The sequence below is a fragment of the Lentzea fradiae genome, from assembly GCF_900100955.1.
GTDB lineage: Bacteria > Actinomycetota > Actinomycetes > Mycobacteriales > Pseudonocardiaceae > Lentzea > Lentzea fradiae.
Window position 1 is genome coordinate 269,856 of the sequence record NZ_FNCC01000006.1, and the last position, 20,629, is coordinate 290,484.

A 20,629-nucleotide genomic window follows, 5' to 3' on the forward strand; every position below is an offset into this window, starting at 1 on the left:
GTGGACGCGCATCAGCAGCGGCCTCGGCTCTGTCCGTGACCTCCGCACCGAGCCGGAGCACGCCAGGACCAACGTGTCCGCAGTCCAAGAGCGCCACTCCGGCCTCCGCCACGCCGCCAGCCCTCAGCCCTCAGCCCTCAGCCCTCAGCCCTCAGCCCTCAGCCCTCAGCCCTCAGCCTTGAGCGCGCCACTCTCAAAGCCCAGCCACAAGCAGCATCCCCGCCCGTTCCGGCCGCTCCCCTCTCGATCACTCCACTTCAACCACTTCCAGCACGAGTGCCGCACCCGATGCGCGGTCTCCACCCCGTCCCTCTCCCCGAAGAAAGGAGGCATCCCAACAACTTCATAGCTCCCGCAGCCTGATGGCACCCGCCCCCACACCCGCACGCACACCGAGAGGAAGCCAGCTGGGCACCCCTGTTCACCGAACTCCAAACGCCGGGCAGCCCACCTACGCCGTCGGTTCGTCCTCAGGTCCGCGCAACGCCAGGTAGGCGGGGCGCAGCAGGTCGACGAGGGACTCCTGTCCCACGGTGATCGGCACGGCGTCGAGCTGGTCCAAGACGGCGTCCGCCCGCACCTGCGCGGTCGGGTCGCCGAGGGTGAGGCTGGTCGCGGTCTGCTTCTGCCAGAACGTGTCGAGGCACCGGGTCAGCGGCGGCGCCTCCTCCCTGGCCACCGCGGTCCGGGTGGTGCCGCGCAGCGTGCGGAGGCGTTCGAGCAGGTCCTCGCGGCTGCGGCCGCGCCAGGCGAGGATCTCGAACGGGTCGTTGTCGAACGACTCGGCGAGCAGGTAGCAGGCGGCGGCGAGGTGCTTGCACGGGACTTCCCAGTCCGGGCAAGAGCAGTCCATCGTCAGCTCGCGCTGCGTGGCGGGGAAGAGCTGCAGGCCCAGCGAGGCGAACAGGGTCTCGATGTCGCCCGGCATCTCGCCCGCCAGGAGCTTGGCCGCGTACAGGGCCTTGCCCGCCAAGGCGTGCTCGATGCGCTGCCACTCCGGGTTGGTGAACGCCTTGATCGCGATCCGCGCCTTGTACGGCGTGGGGCGTGAGCCTTGCACTAGGGCGATGACCATGCTCGTGGACAGCGTGAGCGACAGCACCTGGCCTTGGCGCGCGTAGTTGCGGCCGCGGGTCAGGCGGCCGCCCATGCCGAACGACTCGAGCACCTCGATGAAGCGGCGCGACCACCAGGTGGCGCCGATGTCGCCGCGCTTGCTCTTGGCCTTGATGCCGTTGTCGGTCTTGATGGTCTTGCCGTAGCGGGGGCGTTCGCCGGACCAGTGCTCACTCACCGACGGCCTCCCCGGACAGCGTCAGCAGGTCGCGCAGCTGCGCGGTGGACAGGTCGGTGAGCCAGTTCTCGCCGGCGCCGACGACGAGCTGGGCCAGGGCGCGCTTCTCCTCGATCATCGCGTCGATGCGCTCTTCGAGCGTGCCGATGCAGACGAACTTGCGCACCTGCACGTTGCGGCGCTGGCCGATGCGGAACGCGCGGTCGGTGGCCTGGTCCTCGACGGCCGGGTTCCACCAGCGATCGAGGTGGATGACGTGGTTGGCGGCGGTCAGGTTGAGGCCGGTGCCGCCGGCCTTCAGCGAGAGGAGGAACAGCGACGGGCCCTTGGCGTCCTGGAAGCGTTCGACCATGCGGTCGCGCGCGGCCTTGTTCGTGCCGCCGTGCAGGAACATGACCTCGGTGTCGAAGCGGGCGGCGAGGTAGGGCACGAGCATGCTGCCGAACTCGGTGAACTGCGTGAAGCACAACGCCTTGTCGCCCTCGGCGAGCACTTCCTCCAGCACCTCCTCCAGCCGCGCGAGCTTGCCGGAGCGGCCGGCGACGCGGGAGCCGTCGCCGAGGAAGTGCGCCGGGTGGTTGCAGACCTGCTTGAGCTTCGACATGGTCGCGAGCACCAGGCCCTTGCGGCCGATGCCCTCGGCTTCCTCGATCTTCTCCAGCATGTCGTTGACGACGGCCTGGTAGAGCGATGCCTGCTCGGTGGTGAGGTTGCAGAGCTGGCGCATCTCGACCTTGTCCGGCAGGTCGCTGATGATGCGCGGGTCGGTCTTCACGCGGCGCAGCACGAACGGGTTCGTGATCTTGCGCAGGCGGGCGGCGGCGTCCTGGTCGTTGTGGCGTTCGACGGGGACGGCGAAGCGGGCGCGGAAGGTGTTGATCGTGCCGAGCACGCCGGGGTTGGCGAAGTCCATGATCGACCACAGCTCGGCCAGCCGGTTCTCGACCGGTGTGCCCGTGAGGGCGACGCGGTGGCGTGCCTTGAGCTGCCGCACGGCCTGGGACTGGCGGGTGGCGCTGTTCTTGATGTTCTGCGCCTCGTCGAGCACGACGCGGTCCCAGGTGAGGTCGCTCAACGCGTCGGCGTCGCGGCCCGCCAGCGCGTAGGTGGTGAGCACGAGGTCGTGGCTCTCGACGGCCTCGCGCAGCGCGTCGCCGTCGAGGCGGCCGGTGCCGTGGTGGACGTGCACGGACAGTTCCGGGGTGAAGCGGGCGGCTTCGCGCTGCCAGTTGCCGACGACCGACATCGGGCAGATCAGCAACGTCGGCGGCCGCTTGCCGTGAGCGCGGTTCAGTGCTTCGAGCGCGAGCAGCTGGACGGTCTTGCCGAGGCCCATGTCGTCGGCGAGGCAGGCGCCCAGGCCGATCTTGTCGAGGAACGCGAGCCACGCCAGTCCGCGTCGCTGGTACGGGCGCAGCTGGGCGCCGAAGTTCGGTGGCGGCTCGACGGGTTCGAGCTGTTCGTCGGCCTTGCCGGACAACAGGTCGCCGAGCCAGCCATCGGCCTCCACAGCGGTCAGCGGGAGCGGGAGGCTTTCGTCCTCCTCGGTCAGTCCACTGTGGAGCATCACTTCGGCGGCGGTCATCTGGCCGCCGCCGCGTTTGAGGAACGCGAGACCGGCGGCGAGGCGTTTCTGGTCGACCTGCACCCACTGGCCGCGCACCTTCACCAGCGGGACCTTCGCCCTCGCCAGCTCGGCCAGCTCCGCGTCGGTGAGCGCGTCCTCACCGAGGGCGAGCTCCCACTTGTAGTCCACGATGGACTTGAGGCCGATCTCGCTCTCCTTGGCGACGGTGCCGGCCGTGCCGCGGCTCTTCGTCGTGAGCTTCAGCCCCAGCTTCGTGCGCTGCTGCCACCACGACGGCAGCAGCACGCCGAACCCGGCCTGCGCCAGCACGGGCGCCGCCGTCAGGAACCGGTACGCGCCCTCCGCGCCGACCTCCAGCTCGGACGGGTGCCGGCCGCGCAACGCCTCGTCGAGGTCCGGGTGCAGCTTGCCCGCCCGGCCCAGGTCGGCCAGCAGGTGCTCCTGAGGCGCGGGGATCCAGCGGCGCAGCACGCCGTCGTCGGCGAACCACACCTGGTGCGCGGGCACCAGGACGCTCGGCTCGTCGACGGCCTGCAGCAGGAACTCCACCGCCCACTCGTCCTCGTCGCGCTGCTCCGGCGACCGCAGCCGGAAGCAGGTGCGCACCGGGCTCTCGTTGCCCGCGCTGTCGCGCCACCGGTCGAGCTGCTCGCGCAGTTCGTAGAGCTCCACCGGGTCGGCGTCGAACGCGGGTTCACCGGTCAGGGCGGCGAGCCACGCCTCGGCCGTCGTGCCGCGGCCACGTCGTCTCGGTGCCAGGTCGGTGCCGGTCAACCGGCCGCGCACCTGCTCGTCGACCGCGGTCGTCAAGGCGGCGCGCACCAGCTCGGCCGGGTCACCGGCGATCTCCTCGCACCGGCACGCGGGCGGCATCGCGGCCTGCAGCGCCGCGAACCGCGCCGAGTCCGTGCCCGACAGCACCGGCACCCACCGCGCGACGGCCCGGTCCGGCGCGACCGACGGCAGCACGCGGCCGCGTCCGACGAGATCGGCGGCGAACCCCAGGACGTCGAACACGAACCGCGCGGAGTCGCTCAACCGCACCTCGGCGCCGCGCTCCACCGGGCCGTCGAGGCGCATCGTGGGAACACCCCACTGCCTCAGCTGCACCTTTCCGCGCTGAGCCCGTCCCGCTGTCAACGGGTCGCGCACCAGCTCAGGCGACGCCATCGGCCCCGACGAGTACGAGGGCAACAACAACATGCGTGTGGTCGTCTCGACACTGTCCCGCCCCAACGCTTCAGCCAGCGACTCGGTGGTCGCGGCGAACGGGTGCGGTGCGTCCCGACGCGTGCTCTCGCTCCGTGCGGGCAGTCTGGCGTCCTCGGCCCACAGCTCGAGAACGCCGTCGGTCGTGCACAGGCCATGCAGTACGAGCACCTCTGAACCCTATGTGCTCACATTGGCGTCATGGTCGATGACTCCCCCGTCGTGCTGGACGGCCGTTCGCTCGGCGCCGACGACGTGGTGCGCGTGGCCAGGTACCACGCCCCGGTGTCCCTGCACGCGGACGGACTCGCCCGCCTCGACGCGTCGTGGCACGCCAGCCAGCGCCTGGTGGTGCGACGACAGGTCTACGGGCGCACGACCGGCGTCGGCGCGAACCGCGACGAGATCGTCAGCACCGAGGGCTGGGCCGAGCACGGCCTGCGCCTGCTGCGCAGCCACGCGGGCGGCCTCGGCGGCATGCTCCCCGAAGAACAGGTGCGCGCCATGATGGTCGTGCGCCTCAACCAGCTGCTGGCGGGCGGCGCGGGAGTGCGCCCGGCCGTCGCCGACGCGCTGCTCGCCGCCCTGAACAGCAGCTGCTATCCCGGCGTGCACGAGTACGGCGCCATCGGCACCGGCGACCTGACCGCACTGGCCGAGACGGGCCTGACCCTGATCGGCGAACGCTACTGGCTCGGTTCGACCCAGACCCCCGACCCGATCGACCTCGACTCGGGCGACGCGCTGGCGTTGATCAGCAGCAACGCCCTCACGATCGGCATGGCGGGCCTGGCCTGGCAGGACGCCCACCAGCTGCTGAAGGCCACCCACGTCGTCGCCGCGCTGTCGTTCCTGGCGGTCGACGGCGCGGTGGAGGCGTACGACGAACGCGTGCACCTCGGCCGCCCACACCCCGGCCAGGTGGCGGTGGCCGCGGAGATGCGCCGCCTGCTGGCCGAGCCGGCACGCCCGCAGGCCCGCATCCAGGACCCGTTCGGCTACCGCTGCTTCCCGCAGATCCACGGCCCGGCGGTGGACGCCGCCACCGACCTGGGCCGGGTGCTGGACGTCGAGTTCAACGCCGCCGCCGAGAACCCGCTGATCGTCGCCGACCACTTCGGCCCGTCCGACGACGCCGCCTACCACCACGGCGCCTTCCACAGCGCGTACCTCGGCCAGGCCCTGGACCGGCTGCGCCTGTCGCTGCTGCACACCGGCCACCTGTCGACGGCCAGGCTGGCCACCCTGGTCGAGCCGAACTTCACGGGCCTGCGCCCGTTCCTGGCCGAGGGCGTGCGCGGCAGCTCGGGCGTGATGATCCTCGAGTACAGCGCCAACTCCGCCCTGGCCGAGGTCCGCACCCTGGCCGAACCCGCGAGCCTCGGCAACGCCGTGGTGTCACGCGGGCAGGAGGAGCACTCGAGCTTCGCGTTCCAGTCGGCGTCGCAGGCGCTGCGGTCGCTGAGCGCGTTCCGGCTGGTGCTGGCCTGCGAGGTGGTGGCGGCGGTGAGGGCGCTGCGCCTGCGCGGGGTGGCACCGGAGACGCCCGCGCTGCGAGCGGCCTTCGAGACGGCGGAGTCGAAGCTGAACCCGGACATGACGGACCGCCAGCTCAGCCCCGACGTGGAGGTGGCGTCGGGCCTGCTCGACGACTTCGCGTCTTGCTGATGTCGATGCTGATGCCGAGGAAGCGGACGCGACGGAAGAGAGAGCTGGGCGGGAGGGAGGTGATGGGAGAGGTAGGCGGAGACGGAGTTGGGGGAGGCAGGCGGAGGCAGAGGCGGAGTTGGGGGAGGCAGGACAGCGATCAGGACGGCGTTGACGGGTGCGATTGGTCAGCGGACCGCGAGACGGCGGAGGGCAGCAGGCGGCGGAGGGCAGCAGGCGGCGCCGGCCCCAGCCGCCAACCGCATCCCAGCCGCCGACCGCGTCCCAGCCGCCGCGCTCATCCCAGCCGCCGACCGCATCCGCGTTCAGTCACCGGCTCAAGCCGCCGGACCCCGCTCCGGTCCCGGCTCGCGGCACCGGCCTCGGCACCCACCGCCGACCCCACGCCATCACCACCAGGCAGCACAGCCCCAGCACCACCAGGCGGCACAGCCCACCAGCGCCGTCTGGCGGCGCCGGGGGTCAGCCTCCTGCCACCGAGGGCAGGATCTGGATCTCGGCGTCTGCCGGTAGTGGGGTGGCCGGGCCGGAGAGGCGGCGGCACTCCTCGCCGTTGACGTAGAAGTTCACGTAGCGGCGGAGCGCTGCTCGTTCGTCGCGGAGGCGGCGGTCCAGGGCCGGGTAGGTGTCGGCGAGGACATCCAGGGCTGTGGCCAGGGTGGCTGGTTCGGGGACGTCCACGTCCACGTGGGACTGGCCGGCTGTGGCGGTGCGGAGGACGCCTGGGATCAGGACGGTGACCTTCACGCGGGGATCACCGCCGCGCGCACCGTCATCACGTCGGGGAGGTGGGCTGCTATCCGGTGCCAGGTCTCGCCTTCGTCGGGGCTGGCGTAGACCTCGCCGGAGCGGGAGCCGAAGTAGACGCCGGGCACCGGGGCGTCGTCGGTGCACAGGGCGTCGCGCATCACGGCTGTCCAGAAGTTGTCGGGCAGGCCGGTGCCGAGGGCCTGCCAGGTGGCGCCCGCGTCCTGGGAGCGGTAGACGCGGCACTTGCCTTCTGGTGGGAAGCGGTTGCCGTCGGCTTCGATCGGGAACGTGAAGATCGTGTCCGGCTGGTGCGGGTGGACGGCGATCGCGAAGCCGAAGTCGGTGGGCAGGCCGTCCGCTATGGACTGCCAGGTGTCGCCGCCGTCGTCGCTGCGGTAGACGCCGTGGTGGTTCTGCGCGTAGAAGCGGGACGGGGACGCCGGGTGCTGGGCCACCTTGTGGACGCACTGGCCGAACTCCGGCCACGGGTCAGGCAGGAAGTACGCCTTGATGCCCTTGTTGCGGGCTTCCCAGGACTTGCCGCCGTCGGACGTGCGGTAGACGCCGCCGGTGGACATCGCCACGAGCAGGCGGTCGGGGTCTACCGGGTCGGGGACGATGGTGTGGACGGCTTGGCCGCCGAAGCCCGCCTCCCACTCCGGGCGGTGCGGGTGGTTCCAGAGGCCCTCGACGAACTCGAACGAGCGGCCGCCGTCGGTCGACTTGAACAGCGCCGAGGGCTGGGTGCCCGCCCAGACGACGCCCGGCTGGGTGGCGGGTGCGGGTTGCAGCTGCCAGACCCGTTCGAGGGCCGCGTCCTCGACGGGGAACGACATGGGTGGATCGGGTGGTTCGTCCCACGTCTTGCCCAGGTCGTCCGATGTGGACAGGCCGGGGCCGAAGTGCGGTGAGGACGATCCCGCGAGCAACCGCACGCCGGAGCGGGTGTCGAACGCGACCGCGTACACCTCCCGCATGGCGTGGTGGGGGCCGTCGAGCTCCCACGTGACCCGGTCCTCGCTGCGTGCGAGCCACAGGCCCTTGCGCGTCCCGATCGCCACGACCACCGTCATCTCGCTCAGACCTCCCGCACCCGCCGATGTGATGCGGAGCACGTTACGCCGGGGGTCCGACAATTTCCGCGCCAAGAAGAAACCCCACGTAGACCCACAAGTTACCGACTGGTAACGTGTCGGCGGCAGGAGACGCAGGGAGGCGCCAGTGCTGCTCGACCCGAACCACCACGACCCCGTCCACCTCGACGACGAGACACGACGCCTGCTCAGGGCGACGGTCGACTGGTTCGAGACGCGCGGCAAGCGGCAGCTCATCTCCGACGCGCAGGAGCGGGTCTGGTACACGGAGTTCCTCGACTTCGTGAAGCGGGAGAAGCTCTTCGCCACCTTCTGCACCCCGGCGAGCGTCGACCCGGCCAAGCGCTGGGACGCGGCCCGCAACGCCGCCTTCAGCGAGGTGCTCGGCTTCTACGGCCTGCAGTACTGGTACGCCTGGCAGGTCACGGTCCTCGGCCTCGGCCCGATCTGGATGAGCGCCAACGAGGAGGCGAAGCGCAAGGCCGCCGCACTGCTCGACAGCGGCGCGGTGTTCGCGTTCGGCCTCTCCGAGAAGGAACACGGCGCCGACGTCTACAGCACCGACATGGTCGTCACCGAGACCGCGGACGGCTACCTCGCGAACGGCGGCAAGTACTACATCGGCAACGGCAACGTCGCCGGCATGGTCAGCGTGTTCGGCCGGATCGGCGACGAGTACCTCTTCTTCGCCGTCGACAGCCGGCACGAGTGCTTCAAGCTGGTCAAGAACGTCGTCGACAGCCAGATGTTCGTCAGCGAGTTCCGCCTGGAGGACTACCCGCTGACCGACGCCGACATCCTGCACCGCGGTCCCGACGCGTTCTCGGCGGCGCTGAACACCGTCAACGTCGGCAAGTTCAACCTCTGCACCGCCAGCATCGGCATCTGCGAGCACTCGTACTACGAGGCGATCACCCACGCGCACAACCGGATCCTGTACGGCAACCCGGTCACGGACTTCCCGCACGTGCGGCAGAACTTCGTCGACGCGTACGCGCGCCTCGCCGCGATGAAGCTCTTCGCGGACCGCAGCGTGGACTACTTCCGCAGCGCGAACGAGGACGACCGCCGCTACCTGCTCTTCAACCCCATCACCAAGATGAAGGTGACGAGCGAGGGCGAGCGCGTCATCGACCTGCTCTGGGACGTCATCGCGGCCAAGGGCTTCGAGAAGGACACGTACTTCACCCTGGCCACCTCCGACATCCGCGCGCTGCCCAAGCTGGAGGGCACCGTGCACGTGAACCTCGCGCTGGTGCTGAAGTTCATGCCGAACTACTTCTTCAACCCGAAGGCGTACGACGAGGTCCCGACGCGTCACGACGCGAGCGACGACGACTTCTTCTGGCACCAGGGTCCCGCGCGCGGCCTCGGCAAGATCCAGTTCCACGACTGGGAGCCGATCTACGCCGAGCACGCCCACCTGCCGAACGTGGCGCTGTTCCACGAGCAGGCCAAGGCGGTCAAGACGCTGCTCGCCACCGCCGCGCCGGACGAGGAGCAGCAGAAGGACCTCGACTTCCTGCTGAACCTCGGCCACCTCTTCACACTGGTCGTCTACGGCCAGCTGGTGCTGGAGCAGGCGAAGATCACCGGGACCGACCAGAACGTCCTGGACCAGATCTTCGACGTCCTCGTCCGCGACTTCGCCGCCTACGCGACCGCGTTGCACGGCAAGGCGAGCAGCACCGAGGCCCAGCAGCAGTGGGCTCTCGCGCAGATCCGCAAGCCGCACGTCGACCAGGCCCGGTTCGACGCCGTCTGGCAGCAGGTCGCCCAGCTCTCCGGCCGGTACGAGATGCGCCCCTAGGTCTGGTAGCGCTCCAGGGCCGCGATCAGGAGCTCGAGCCCGAACTCGAACTCCTGGTCGTGGTCGAAGGTCCCCAGCTCGTCGAGCGCCCCCGCGGCCAGCGGGAACGCCTCCGCGTCCACGCCGGTGAACGCTGACAGCGCGATCCCGCCGTGCTCCGGCGACGTCGCGACCTCCCGCATCACCGTGCCCAGCAGGTACGACACCATCGCCCGCATCGCCCCGACGGCGACCCTGCCGCGGAACCCGGCCCGTGCGAGGTTCGCGAGCGCGGTCTCGATCGTGCGCAACCCGGCGTCACTGCTCAGCCGCCGCGTCGCGAGCAGCACGAACGCGCGGGGGTGGCGGCGCGCCAGCTCCCGCACGGCCCGTGCGTGCGCGCGGACGTGGTCACGCCAGTCGTCGCTGTCCACGTGGTACGGCCGCGCCTCGGCCATGAGGCGCTCGGCCGCGAGGTCCACCAGCACGGCCTTGTTCGGCACGTGGTTGTAGAGCGACATCGTGCCCGCGCCCAGCTCGGCGGCGAGGCGTCTCATCGAGACGGCCTCCACTCCCCCGCGTTCGATCATCCGCACCGCGGCCTCCACGATGCGGTCGCGGGTCAGCGGCTCGCGGTCACCGGACACTGGCGGAGACCCGGTGACGTGGAGTAGCTTCCCTGCGACGTACGGCGTACGTAGGAGGATCCGTCGGCATGACCGAGTCCAAGGCGCTCAGAGCGCTGCGTGAAGCGATCGTCCTGGAGCACATGGAGTCGCAGAACGACCACGACTTCGACATGTCGCTGAACACCTTCCCCCACCCCCGCTACGAGATCATCGCGTCCGGCCAGGTGCTCGACGGGGTCGACGCCGTCCGCGACTACTGGCAGCGCACCCGTGCGGCCTTCCCCGACCAGCGCAACAAGGTCGTCGACGTCCACCACACCGAGGACACCGTGATCGTCGAGTTCGAGCTGGAGGGAACCCACCTCGGCAGCCTCACCGGCGAGGAGGTGACCGGCCGGACGTTCAAGGTCAGGATGGCCGGTTTCTTCCTGTTCGACAAGGACGTCCTGGTCTGCCAGCGGGTCTACGGCGACACCGCGACCGTGATGGCCCAGCTCGGCCTGCTCGACCTCCCAGCCGAGTTCTAGAACACCACGCGCACCTCGCCGACGACCTGCCCGCCGCCGAGCACCGGCACGGACAGGTGCTCCTTCGCGGCCGACACGTCGAACCCCAGCGAGGCCAGCGCCGTCAGCCCGATCGCCGTGGTGGCACGGGGGTTGCCGTCGAGCACCTTCACCGCGACCGCGTGCCCGGCCGACGTCGCCAGCACGAGCACCCCCTCCGCGCCGCCCTTGGCCACGACTTCCGGCAGCAGCTGCATCACGACGGTGTTCACGTGACCGGTCCCGCCGACGTACTCGGGGAACCGACGCATGGCGTCCGCGACGGGCGTGCGCACCAGGCCCTGCATCGCCCGCGCCAGGCCGTGCAGCGACAACCCGTACACGGGCGCACCGCACCCGTCGACCGCCGTGTGCGTGACGGCCTCCCCCGCCAGGTCCTCGACGGTCCGCGACACCAGTCGCTGCAACGGATGCGCGATGTCCAGATAGGTCTCCACCGGCCACCCCGCCGCGACGCACGCCGCGAGCATCGCCGCGTGCTTGCCGGAGCAGTTCATCCGCACCCGTGACGGTTCGGTCAGCCGTCGCCGCGTGAGCTCGTCCTCCGGCCACGACGCCGGGCACCGCAGCAGCCCGATCGGCAGGTCGCCCATCAGCTCCGTCACCAGCTCGACGTGCCGGTCCTCCCCCGTGTGCGACCCGGCCGCGATGGCCAGCGAGGGACCTGCCAGCGGTGCTCCGGCGGCCAGGCAGGCGAGCGCCTGGAACGGTTTCATGCACGATCGCGGCAGCACCGGGTCCTCCACGGCGCCGACGGACACCCCGATCTCCCCGGACGGCAGCAGGCCGACGACGCTGCCGTGGTGCACGCTCTCCACGAAGCCGGACCGGGTGACCTCAGCGAGCAGTGCGGGCACGGGAAGCCTCCAGCCGGGACGGCGCCGGACGCACGAAAGCCGCCTGTCCGGTGTCGAACAGGCGGCTTCCGCGTCAGATCAGATGTGCTGACCGATCAGGCTCAGACGGCGCGAACGCCCTGCGCCTGCGGGCCCTTCTGGCCCTGACCGATCTCGAACTCGACCCGCTGGTTCTCCTCGAGAGCCTTGTAGCCGTTCATCTGGATCTCAGAGTAGTGGACGAACACGTCGGCGCCACCGTTGTCGGGGGAGATGAAGCCGAAGCCCTTCTCCGCGTTGAACCACTTGACGGTGCCCTGTACTGCCATCTTGCTACTTCTCCTCTAACAGGTGCCGGATCGCGCTCGCGACCACCGGGTCAAGTCACTGGCGGCGCCTTCTCCGGACCTTGGAGAAACCACGCGCTCGCAACCTCGTTCCGCGAGCGGGGCTTGTCCTCGAACACGAAACGTACGACCTTGGACAGTGAACCACGGCTCCCCGCTTCCAGTCGAGCCATCGATTTCGCTGCTACCGTGAGATCCCAAATGATCCGCAGGAGGTGTCCCGTGCCCGAGCAGACGACGCTGTCGATCAAGGCCGCGCTGGCTCCGCACATCGGGGCGGGACTGCACGCGACGGTCCTGGAGCACGTGCGCGGCGCACCCGCGGAGCGGTCCTCCCGCGGTGGCGACGTGATCCACAACAAGATCACCGGCACCGTGCACGGCACCGCCATCCAGGTGGGCAAGATCAACGGCGGCTTCCACGTCAACGGGTAACCTGAGGGGTCCTTGACCCCAGGGGGACGTGCTTGACCGGCAGCGAGAGACTGCTCTTCTTCTTCATCGGCTTGGTGACCACGTTCGTGTTCATCCGCATCAGCGTGCGCATGATCCGGGCGAAGGTGCGCTGGTGGCCCCGCAACATCGTCCACGGCGACACGCACGTGCACCACGTCGTGTTCGGCACGGTGCTGCTGCTCCTGTCGAGCGTCACCGGCCTGGTCATCCCCGACGACCTCTACGGCGCGAGATGTGCCGCCGCGGCCGGCCTCGGCGTGGGCGCGGCACTGGTGCTCGACGAGTTCGCGCTGATCCTGCACCTGAGGGACGTGTACTGGACGAAGGCGGGACGGCTGTCCGTCGACGCCGTGTTCCTCGCCGTCGGCCTGACCGGCACGTTCCTGCTCGGAGCCCGGCCGCTGGGCTACGACGAGGTGTTGCAGCTCAACCCGGACACGACGCCGAGCGACACGTTCACGTTGCGGGTGATCACGATCGGCGTGAACCTGTGCTTCGCGATCGTGGCGCTGCTGAAGGGCAAGATCTGGACGGGGCTGCTCGGCCTGCTCGTGCCGGTCGTGCCCGCCGTGGGCGCGGTGCGGCTCGCACGGCCCGGTTCGCCGTGGGCGCGCTGGCGCTACCCGGAGGGCTCGCGCAAGCTGACGCGCGCCTACCGGAGGGAGGCGCGGATCAGGCAGCCCATCATCCGCGCCAAGATCGCCGTGCAGGAGTTCATCTCGGGCAGGCACGACCTGCCGGAGTAGCGGCGCGGGACCGCTGCTCCGGGACGGTCAGCCGACCACGATGTCCTGGCTCACGCACACCGCCGCGAGGTCGCCGACGCAGAGCTCCTGCGCCTTCACGACGCCCTCGGTGACGAGCGTGCGGACGGTGTCCCGCTTGATCAGCGTCGCGCCCAGCAGCACCGACTTGATGTCGCGGCTGGAGACGGGGTCGCGCAGGTTGCCGGTGGCGAGGTCGTCGGCGCCGTCCAGGTCACCGCGTGCGACGGCGATGGCGAGCCGCGCGGCCGCCTCCGCCTCGTCGCGCACCGGCTTGTAGACCGTCATGCACTGGTCTCCACGCAGGACGGCCTGCAGGCCGTCCATCGTGGCGTCCTGGCCGGTGACGGGGACCTTGCCGGCGAGGTTCTGCTTCTTGAGCACCCCGATGACCGCGCCGGCCAGGCCGTCGTTGGCCGCGACGACACCGTCGACCTTGCCGCCGTTGCCGTTCAGGATCTCCTCGAACAGCTGCCCGCCGAGGTCGTTGTCCCAGTCGGCGACCGGCTGGGACTTGACGAGCCTGAGCGCCCCGGTGTCGTACTTCGCCGACAGCCGCGACTTCTGGCCCTGCGAGAAGAGGGTGGCGTTGTGGTCGGTCGGCGCGCCCTGGATCTCGATGATCTGGGCTCCCGGCCGCTCCCCGAGGCAGCTCAGCAGTCCCTCGGCCTGCAGCTGGCCGACGTTCACGCTGTCGAAGCCCACGTGGTACTCGGCCGACCCGCCGAGCGTCACCCGGTCGTAGTCGATGACCGGGATGCCCGCTTCCTTGGCCTTCTTCTGCACGGCTATGCCCCCCGCCGCCGACAGCGGCGTCGTCACGAGGACCTTCACCTTGCGGTTGATCATCTCCTCGGCGATGCGGAGGAACTTCCCCTCGTCGCCGTCGGCGTTCTCGATGAACGGCTCGATGTCCGCGTAGTTGAAAGCCTGCGTGAGCAGCGGGCGGTCCTGTTCTTCCCAACGCGTGGAAGTCGTTCGGTCGGGAAGGATCACCCCGACGATCGGTTTGGGTCCACGCGACGGCAGCGTCAGTGCGTCGCCGCCCGCATCACCGCAGGCGGAGAGCAGAAAAACGAGGCACGCCGACGATGCCATTACGCGTCTTCGCATAAGAGCGCAGTTGATATCTTGAAACTCGTTAAGTCAAGATTTCTTCTCATAACATCACCCTCCGCTGCCGGACCACTACGGGCCGATTTCCGCGAAAGGTGCCTGCGCGGCGGGGTTTCCGCCCCGGAAATCCTCGAGATCGTTTTCGTGGTGGCGCGGCGCCGGCCGCGCCACCACGGCCGGGTCAGCTCCCGACGATGTCCTGGCCGGCGCACACCGCCGCGAGGTCGCCGGCGCACAGCTCCTGCGCCTTGACCACGCCCTCGGTGACGAGCCTCCTGACGGAATCCTTCTTGATCAGCGTCGCGCCCAGCAGCACCGACTTGATGTCGCGCTGCGCGACCGGGTCCCGCAGGTTGCCGGTGGCGAGGTCGTCGGCGCCGTCCAGGTCACCGCGGGCGACCGCGATGGCGAGCCGTGCGACCGCCTCCGCCTCGTCGCGCACCGGCTTGTAGACGGTCATGCACTGCTCGCCGCGCAGGATGGCCTGCAACCCCTCGATGGTCGCGTCCTGACCGGTGACGGGGACCTTGCCGGCGAGGTTCTTCGTCCTGAGCACCTCGATGGCCGCACCCGCCAGGCCGTCGTTGGCGGCGACCACGGCGTCGACCTTGCCGCCGTTGCCGTTCAGGATCTCCTCGAACAGCGGCTTGCCGATGTCGGCCTTCCACCCGTCGACCGCCTGGGTCTTCACGAGCTTGAGCGCACCGCTCTCGTACTTGGGACCGAGGACCGACTTGTGCCCCTGGGCGAACAACGTGGCGTTGTGGTCGGTCGGCGCGCCCTCCATCTCGATGACCTGCGCGCCCGGTCTCTCACCGAGGCACGACAGCATCCCCTCGGCCTGAAGCTGGCCGACGTTCACGCCGTCGAAGCTGACGTAATACTCCGCGGAGCCGCCGAGGGTGAGCCGGTCGTAGTCGATGACCGGGATGCCCGCGTCCTTCGCCTTCTTCTGCACGGCGAGACCACCCGCGGACGACAACGGGGTCGTCACGAGCACCTTCACCTTGCGGCGGATCATCTCCTCGGCGATCTGGAGGAACCTCCCCTCATCGCCGTTGGCGTTTTCTATGAACGGCTCTATGTCCGCGTAGTTGAAAGCTTGTGTCAGGAGGGGCCTGTCCTGCTCCTCCCATCGCGAGGAACTCGTTTGGTCGGGAAGGATGACACCGACGATTGGTTTGGGGCCTCGCGAAGGCAGCGTCAAGGCGCTCTCATCCGCATCACCGCAGGCAGAGAGCAGAAGAACCAGGCACGCCGACGTTGCCATTACCCGTCTTCGCATGGGAGCGAAGTTCATCGTCAAATAGACAACAAGTCAAGCTTTCATCGAATAACATCACCCTCTGCTTCCGTTCGACTACGGTTCGATTCCGTACGAAAGGTGCTGATGCCCGGCGCGATTCCGTGCCAGGGTGTCGGGCCTGGGCGGCGATCGGGGGCCGTCCACGTGGATCCAGCCCTGACCGGGTGTGAGGAGACAGCCAGGTGAGAACGCGCAGAACCGTGATGGCGGTGGCGGCGACGGTGTCGCTGGTCGCCGCGGGCACGTCGGCGGCGGGGGCAGCGCCGGCCACGGCTTCGGGGCAGCAGAAGGACACGGAGTACACCGTGCTGCTGGAGAGCCCCGGCAACCGCGACTTCGCGATCGACGCCGTGCGGAAGGCCGGCGGTGAGGTCGTGCGCAGCAACGACGCCGTCGGCCTGCTGACCGTCAAGGCGCCCGCGAACGGTTTCGTGGAGAAGGTCTCGGCCTCCAGCGAGATCGTCGGCGCCGCCCGCTCCAAGCCGATCGGCCACGCCCCCGCGGCGAAGGCCGGCAAGGCCAAGCGGGACGACGTCGAGAAGGAGAACAAGACCGCGCCGCCGAAGAAGGCGCCCGCGCCGCAGGGGTCGACCGCGGGCATGGACCCGCTCGACGGCGACCTGTGGGGCCTGAACCTCGTGCGCTCCAACATCGCGCGGGCCAAGCAGGCCGGTGACAAACGCGTCTACGTCGGCATTCTCGACACCGGCGTGGACGGGACGCACCCGGACATCGCGCCGAACTTCAACAACGAGCTGTCGCGCAACTTCACGATCGACATCCCGAACGACGCCGACGGTGGCGTGTTCGACGGCCCGTGCGAGTTCCGCGGCTGCGTCGACCCGGCGAACTGGGACGACGGCGGCCACGGCACGCACGTCGCGGGCACCATCGGTGCCGCGGCCAACGGCTTCGGCATCTCCGGTGTCGCGCCGGGCGTGTCGCTCGTGAACATCCGCGGCGGCCAGGACGCGGGCTCGTTCTTCCTGCAGCCCGTGGTCGACGCGCTGACGTACGGCGCCGACGTCGGCCTGGACGTCATCAACATGTCGTTCTACGTCGACCCGTGGTACATGAACTGCGCCAACGACCCCACGGCCTCGGCCGAGGAGCAGCTGGAGCAGCGCACGATCATCGCGGCCGTGCAGCGCGCCCTGAACTACGCGCACCGCAAGGGCGTCACGCTGATCGGCGCCGGCGGCAACAACCACGAGGACCTGGGCAAGCCGCGCCAGGACGTGCAGAGCCCGAACTACCCCCCGGGTCACGCCCGTCCGCGGCCGATCGACAACGCGAGCTGCCTCAACCTGCCGACCGAGGGTGACCACGTGATCTCGGTGTCGGCGCTCGGCCCGTCGACCGCCAAGGCCGACTACTCGAACTACGGCCTGGAGCAGACCGCGATCTCGGCTCCCGGCGGCTACTTCCGCGACGGCCTCGGCACGCCGTGGTACCGCACCAACGAGAACATGATCCTGTCGACCTACCCGCGCAACGTCGCTCTCGCCGAGGGCGCGATCGACGAGGCGGGCAACATCACCCCGGACGGCGAGGCCGCGGGCGTGAAGAAGGCCGTGCAGGGCGACAAGGTCGGCTACTACCAGTACCTGCAGGGCACCTCGATGGCCGCCCCGCACGCCGCCGGTGTCGCCGCGCTGATCGTCAGCGAGTACGGCAAGAAGGACAAGGGCCGTCCCGGCCTGACGCTCGCCCCCGACAAGGTCGAGAAGGTGCTCTACAAGACGGCCACGCAGCGCGCGTGCCCGAACCCGCGCACCGTCTCGTACGTCGACGTCGGCCGTTCGGCCGAGTTCGACGCCACCTGCGAGGGTGACGCGAAGTTCAACGGCTTCTACGGTCACGGCATCGTGGACGCCTACGGCGCCGTCACCCGCGGCGGCCAGTTCCTGTAGGTCCCAGGACGACGAAGGGCTCCCGGCCGTCTCGGCCGGGAGCCCTTTTCGCGTACGACGAAAACCGGCCGCCTCCCGCACTCTTCGTCTCGACCTCCCGGCGCGCCTTGACCGTGCCGTAGCGGCATGGTTTCCACTGGACGGCGTCGGGACGAGAGCGGAGGGGAACCGTGCCGGGGTGGAGCACCAGTCAGCTGGCCGATCTCGCCGGGGACCACCCTGCGCACGATCCGGCACTACCACGACGTGGGCCTGCTGCCCCAGTGCTGGGCGGGCCACGTCCCGGCGACGTCAGGTGCGCCGCCGAGACCGGCTGACCGGGCGGGAGGGCGTCCTGGACGCCCTCCCGTTCCGTCCTACAGCTGCGTCCAGTCGAGGACCGGTGCGGCGTGGTCCCGGATGGAGGCGAGCAGCCCGAGCCGGGCGGCCTTGACCTCGTCGTCCTCGGCCATGACCAGCACCTCGTCGAAGAAGGTGTTGATCGGCCCGGTCAGGCCCTGCGTCGCGGTGACGAACGCGGCCAGCCCGGTCACGTCCTTCTCGACCGCCTCGAACGCCTTGTGCAGCGCGATCTCGGCGGGCTCGGTCAGCACGGTGGCGTCGTAGGAGCCCTCCACGCTGGCCGGGACGATCCGGCGGACGCGTTGCAGGGCGGCGGTCAGCGCCTGGAACGACTCGTCACCAGCCAGCGACTCCAGCTGGGTGAGGGTGTCGTCGGCGAGCACGGGCGAGTCGGCCAGTGGCAGCACCGCCTGGACGAACCGGTGTTCGTGACCGGCGTCGAGCAGCGCCTGCTCGTAGCGGCGCACCGCGAACTCCCGTGCGGTCTCCAGCGCCTCCGCCGGCACCTCCAGCCCTTCCGCCGCCAACGCCAGCGCGGTGGGCAGCGTGATGGCCCGCAGGTCCGGGAACGCCCGCAGCACCGTCACCGCACCGAGGGCGGCCCGGCGCAGCCCGAACGGGTCCGACGACCCGGTCGGCTGGGCGCCGATGCCGAACAGACCGGCCAGCAGGTCGAACCGGTCGGCCAGCGACAGCAGCGCCCCCGGCACCGACGACGGCAGCGCGTCTCCGGCCGAGCGCGGCAGTTCCATCTCCCACAACGCCTGCGCGACCTCGGGGGTCTCCCCTGCCCGCACCGCGTACTCGCGGGCCATCACCCCGGCCAGCGAGGACAGCTCGATGACCATCTGCGATCCCAGGTCGAACTTGGCCAGCGCCCCCGCCCGGTCCAGCGTCTCCCGGTCGGTCTCGACGAGGGACGCGAACCGCCCGGCGAGTGCGGCGATGCGGGTGGCGCGGTCGGCCATGGAGCCGAGCTTGTCGGCGAACGTGAGCTTCGCCAGCCCGGCCTTCATCTCCTCCAGCGGCGTCTTGAGGTCGGCGCGCCAGAAGAACGCGGCGTCCTCGTACCGGGCCCGCAGCACCGCCTCGTTGCCCGCTCGCACCAGGTCGGCGTCCACCGATCCGTTGGCGACGGCGACGAAGTGCGGCAGCAGCGACCCGTCCGACGAACGCACCGGCAGGTAGCGCTGGTGCTTGCGCATCACGGTGGTCAGGATCTGCGCGGGCAGCTCCAGGTAGCGCTCCTCGAACGAGCCGAGGATCGGGGTGGGCCACTCGACCAGGTTCGTCACCTCGTCCAGCAGGCCCTCCACCTCCACCACACCGCCAACGGACGCGGCGAGCTCCTGGGCGGCTTCGACGATCGAGGCCGACCGGACGGCGGCGTCGGCCTGGATGCCGTGCGAGACCAGCAACTCCAGGTAGCCGTCCGCCTCCGGCACCTCCACGACGGGGGTGTCGGCGGTGCGGTGCACGCGCGTGACCGTGCCCGACTGCAACGACGACACGGAGACGGGAACCGGGGTGGAGCCGAGCAGGGCGAGCAGCCAGCGGATCGGGCGGGTGAACGACAGCTTCGGGTCGTTCCACTTCATGTTCTTCTCGGCCCGCAGCTCCGAGACGACCTCCGCGAGCAGCCCGCTGAGCACCTCCACCGCACCACGGCCGGTCTCGGTCTTGGTGAGCGCCACGAACTCCACGCCGTTCTCCACGACGCGCCCGAGCGCGGACACGTCCACGCCCTGACCACGCGCGAAGCCCTGCACAGCCTTCGTCGGGTTGCCCTCGGCGTCGAACGCCGCCGAGACTCGCGGGCCACGCACCGTGCGCTCGGCGTCGGGCTCACGCGGCGCCACCGCGGGCACCTGCACCACGATCCGACGCGGCGTGCCGTGCACCGTCACCGTGCCGTGCGTCAACCGCGTCGCAGCCAGCTTCGTGGAGACCGCCTCGCGCACGGCGTCCACGGTCCGCAGGACCTCGTGCGGCGGCAGTTCCTCGGTGCCGATTTCGAAGAGCAGGGTCGCGGGTGCGACGACCTCGGCGAACGATTCCGGTTTCGCGGCCGGGGCGGGAAGTTCGGCCACGCCCAGCGGGTGGTCGAGCTCGGCGCGGCGCTCGGCCCACAATCCGGCGACTTCACGGGCCAGGCCACGCATCCGCCCGAACGCCCGTGCACGCTCCGTCGTGGAAATCGAGCCCCGCGCGTCCAAAACGTTGAAAATGTGCGAGCACTTCAACACGAAACTGTGCGCCGGAACAGGAAGCCTCGCGTCGAGCATCCGCCGCGCCTCGGCCGCGAACTCCTCGAACAGGCGCTTGTTCGCCTCCACGTCCGCGTCATCGAGGTAATAGCGCGACATCTCGTACTCGGCCTGCCCGAACGCCTCCCCGTACGAGATCCCCGGCGCGTAGGCGATGTCCTTGAAATGCGACACACCCTGCAACGCCATCATGATCCGCTCGATGCCGTAGGTGATCTCCACCGACACCGGGTCCAGCGTCATCCCACCGGCCTGCTGGAAATAGGTGAACTGGGTGATCTCCAACCCGTCCAGCCACACCTCCCAGCCCAGACCCCACGCACCGAGCGCGGGCGAGGCCCAGTTGTCCTCCACGAACCGCACGTCGTGACCGCGGACGTCGATGCCCAGCGCCTCCAGCGACCCCAGGTACAACTCCTGGGGGTCACCCGGATCGGGCTTGAGGATCACCTGGAACTGCGTGTGCGTCTGCAGCCGGTTCGGGTTCTCGCCGTACCGGGCGTCATCAGGACGCACCGACGGCTCCACGTACGCCACCCGCCACGGCTCCGGACCCAGCACCCGCAACACGGTCGCCGGGTTCAGCGTCCCCGCCCCGACCTCCGTGTTGAACGGCTGCACCACGATGCAACCCCGGTCGGTCCAGTACTTCGTCAGCGCGAGCAGCGCATCCTGCATCGTCAACACGCGACGAG

General features: G+C 70.0%; 16 protein-coding genes. 6 read left to right on the forward strand and 10 right to left on the reverse strand.

Going from position 1 to position 20,629, the window contains the following annotated elements; genetic code table 11:
* Positions 1–451: 451 nt before the first annotated feature.
* Positions 452–1,294 (reverse strand): SWIM zinc finger family protein, encoded by an 843-nt coding sequence (locus BLT23_RS15810; protein ID WP_090049886.1) that lies wholly within the window; start codon positions 1,292–1,294, stop codon positions 452–454.
* Positions 1,287–4,262 carry a DEAD/DEAH box helicase gene (locus BLT23_RS15815; RefSeq protein WP_090049888.1) on the reverse strand — a complete coding sequence of 992 codons (2,976 nt, stop codon included), beginning with the start codon at positions 4,260–4,262 and terminating at the stop codon, positions 1,287–1,289. The genes BLT23_RS15810 and BLT23_RS15815 overlap by 8 nt, the downstream gene beginning before the upstream one ends.
* Before the next feature lie 30 nt (positions 4,263–4,292).
* On the opposite strand from BLT23_RS15815, the gene BLT23_RS15820 reads away from it, so the two are divergent.
* Positions 4,293–5,759, forward strand: coding sequence for an aromatic amino acid ammonia-lyase (locus tag BLT23_RS15820; protein WP_090049890.1), 1,467 nt, complete (start codon positions 4,293–4,295; stop codon positions 5,757–5,759).
* A gap of 462 nt (positions 5,760–6,221) precedes the next feature.
* Here BLT23_RS15820 and BLT23_RS15825 read toward each other — a convergent pair whose 3' ends face one another.
* Together BLT23_RS15825 and BLT23_RS15830 are read right to left on the reverse strand one after the other, a co-directional pair.
* A complete protein-coding gene (locus tag BLT23_RS15825; RefSeq protein WP_090049892.1) occupies positions 6,222–6,506 on the reverse strand; it encodes a ubiquitin-like small modifier protein 1 in 285 nt (94 codons plus the stop codon).
* Complete coding sequence (locus BLT23_RS15830; RefSeq protein ID WP_090049894.1) at positions 6,503–7,582, reverse strand: WD40/YVTN/BNR-like repeat-containing protein; 1,080 nt, start codon at positions 7,580–7,582, stop codon at positions 6,503–6,505. Before BLT23_RS15830 ends, BLT23_RS15825 begins: the two co-directional genes overlap by 4 nt.
* 148 nt (positions 7,583–7,730) lie before the next feature.
* On the opposite strand from BLT23_RS15830, the gene BLT23_RS15835 reads away from it, so the two are divergent.
* Entirely contained in the window at positions 7,731–9,413 is a 1,683-nt protein-coding gene (locus BLT23_RS15835; protein ID WP_090049896.1) for an acyl-CoA dehydrogenase family protein, read from the forward strand.
* Here the strand turns inward: BLT23_RS15835 and BLT23_RS15840 are convergent.
* Positions 9,410–10,039 (reverse strand): TetR/AcrR family transcriptional regulator C-terminal domain-containing protein, encoded by a 630-nt coding sequence (locus BLT23_RS15840; protein WP_090049898.1) that lies wholly within the window; start codon positions 10,037–10,039, stop codon positions 9,410–9,412. The genes BLT23_RS15835 and BLT23_RS15840 overlap by 4 nt on opposite strands.
* Before the next feature lie 68 nt (positions 10,040–10,107).
* On the opposite strand from BLT23_RS15840, the gene BLT23_RS15845 reads away from it, so the two are divergent.
* Positions 10,108–10,548: an ester cyclase gene (locus tag BLT23_RS15845; protein ID WP_090049900.1), complete on the forward strand. Its 441-nt coding sequence runs from the start codon at positions 10,108–10,110 to the stop codon at positions 10,546–10,548.
* Here the strand turns inward: BLT23_RS15845 and BLT23_RS15850 are convergent.
* Both BLT23_RS15850 and BLT23_RS15855 read right to left on the reverse strand, forming a co-directional pair.
* Entirely contained in the window at positions 10,545–11,444 is a 900-nt protein-coding gene (locus BLT23_RS15850) for an asparaginase (RefSeq protein WP_090049902.1), read from the reverse strand. The two genes, BLT23_RS15845 and BLT23_RS15850, sit on opposite strands and share 4 nt — an antisense overlap.
* A 101-nt stretch (positions 11,445–11,545) precedes the next feature.
* Positions 11,546–11,752, reverse strand: a complete 207-nt coding sequence (locus tag BLT23_RS15855; RefSeq protein WP_030468404.1) for a cold-shock protein — start codon at positions 11,750–11,752, stop codon at positions 11,546–11,548.
* A gap of 240 nt (positions 11,753–11,992) precedes the next feature.
* On the opposite strand from BLT23_RS15855, the gene BLT23_RS15860 reads away from it, so the two are divergent.
* Both BLT23_RS15860 and BLT23_RS15865 read left to right on the forward strand, forming a co-directional pair.
* Positions 11,993–12,205, forward strand: a complete 213-nt coding sequence (locus BLT23_RS15860; RefSeq protein WP_090049903.1) for a hypothetical protein — start codon at positions 11,993–11,995, stop codon at positions 12,203–12,205.
* A gap of 32 nt (positions 12,206–12,237) precedes the next feature.
* Positions 12,238–12,972 (forward strand): hypothetical protein, encoded by a 735-nt coding sequence (locus BLT23_RS15865; RefSeq protein WP_090049904.1) that lies wholly within the window; start codon positions 12,238–12,240, stop codon positions 12,970–12,972.
* A gap of 27 nt (positions 12,973–12,999) precedes the next feature.
* Here BLT23_RS15865 and BLT23_RS15870 read toward each other — a convergent pair whose 3' ends face one another.
* Together BLT23_RS15870 and BLT23_RS15875 are read right to left on the reverse strand one after the other, a co-directional pair.
* Entirely contained in the window at positions 13,000–14,103 is a 1,104-nt protein-coding gene (locus BLT23_RS15870; protein ID WP_218133765.1) for a sugar ABC transporter substrate-binding protein, read from the reverse strand.
* A 184-nt stretch (positions 14,104–14,287) separates the two neighbouring features.
* Positions 14,288–15,406 carry a sugar ABC transporter substrate-binding protein gene (locus BLT23_RS15875; protein WP_342713664.1) on the reverse strand — a complete coding sequence of 373 codons (1,119 nt, stop codon included), beginning with the start codon at positions 15,404–15,406 and terminating at the stop codon, positions 14,288–14,290.
* A 209-nt stretch (positions 15,407–15,615) separates the two neighbouring features.
* Between BLT23_RS15875 and BLT23_RS15880 the strand changes: the two genes are divergently transcribed.
* Entirely contained in the window at positions 15,616–17,325 is a 1,710-nt protein-coding gene (locus tag BLT23_RS15880; protein WP_090049906.1) for a S8 family serine peptidase, read from the forward strand.
* A gap of 356 nt (positions 17,326–17,681) precedes the next feature.
* Here BLT23_RS15880 and BLT23_RS15885 read toward each other — a convergent pair whose 3' ends face one another.
* On the reverse strand, positions 17,682–20,612 hold the full coding sequence (locus BLT23_RS15885) for a glycine--tRNA ligase (RefSeq protein ID WP_090050387.1): 2,931 nt from the start codon (positions 20,610–20,612) through the stop codon (positions 17,682–17,684).
* Positions 20,613–20,629 lie beyond the last annotated feature (17 nt).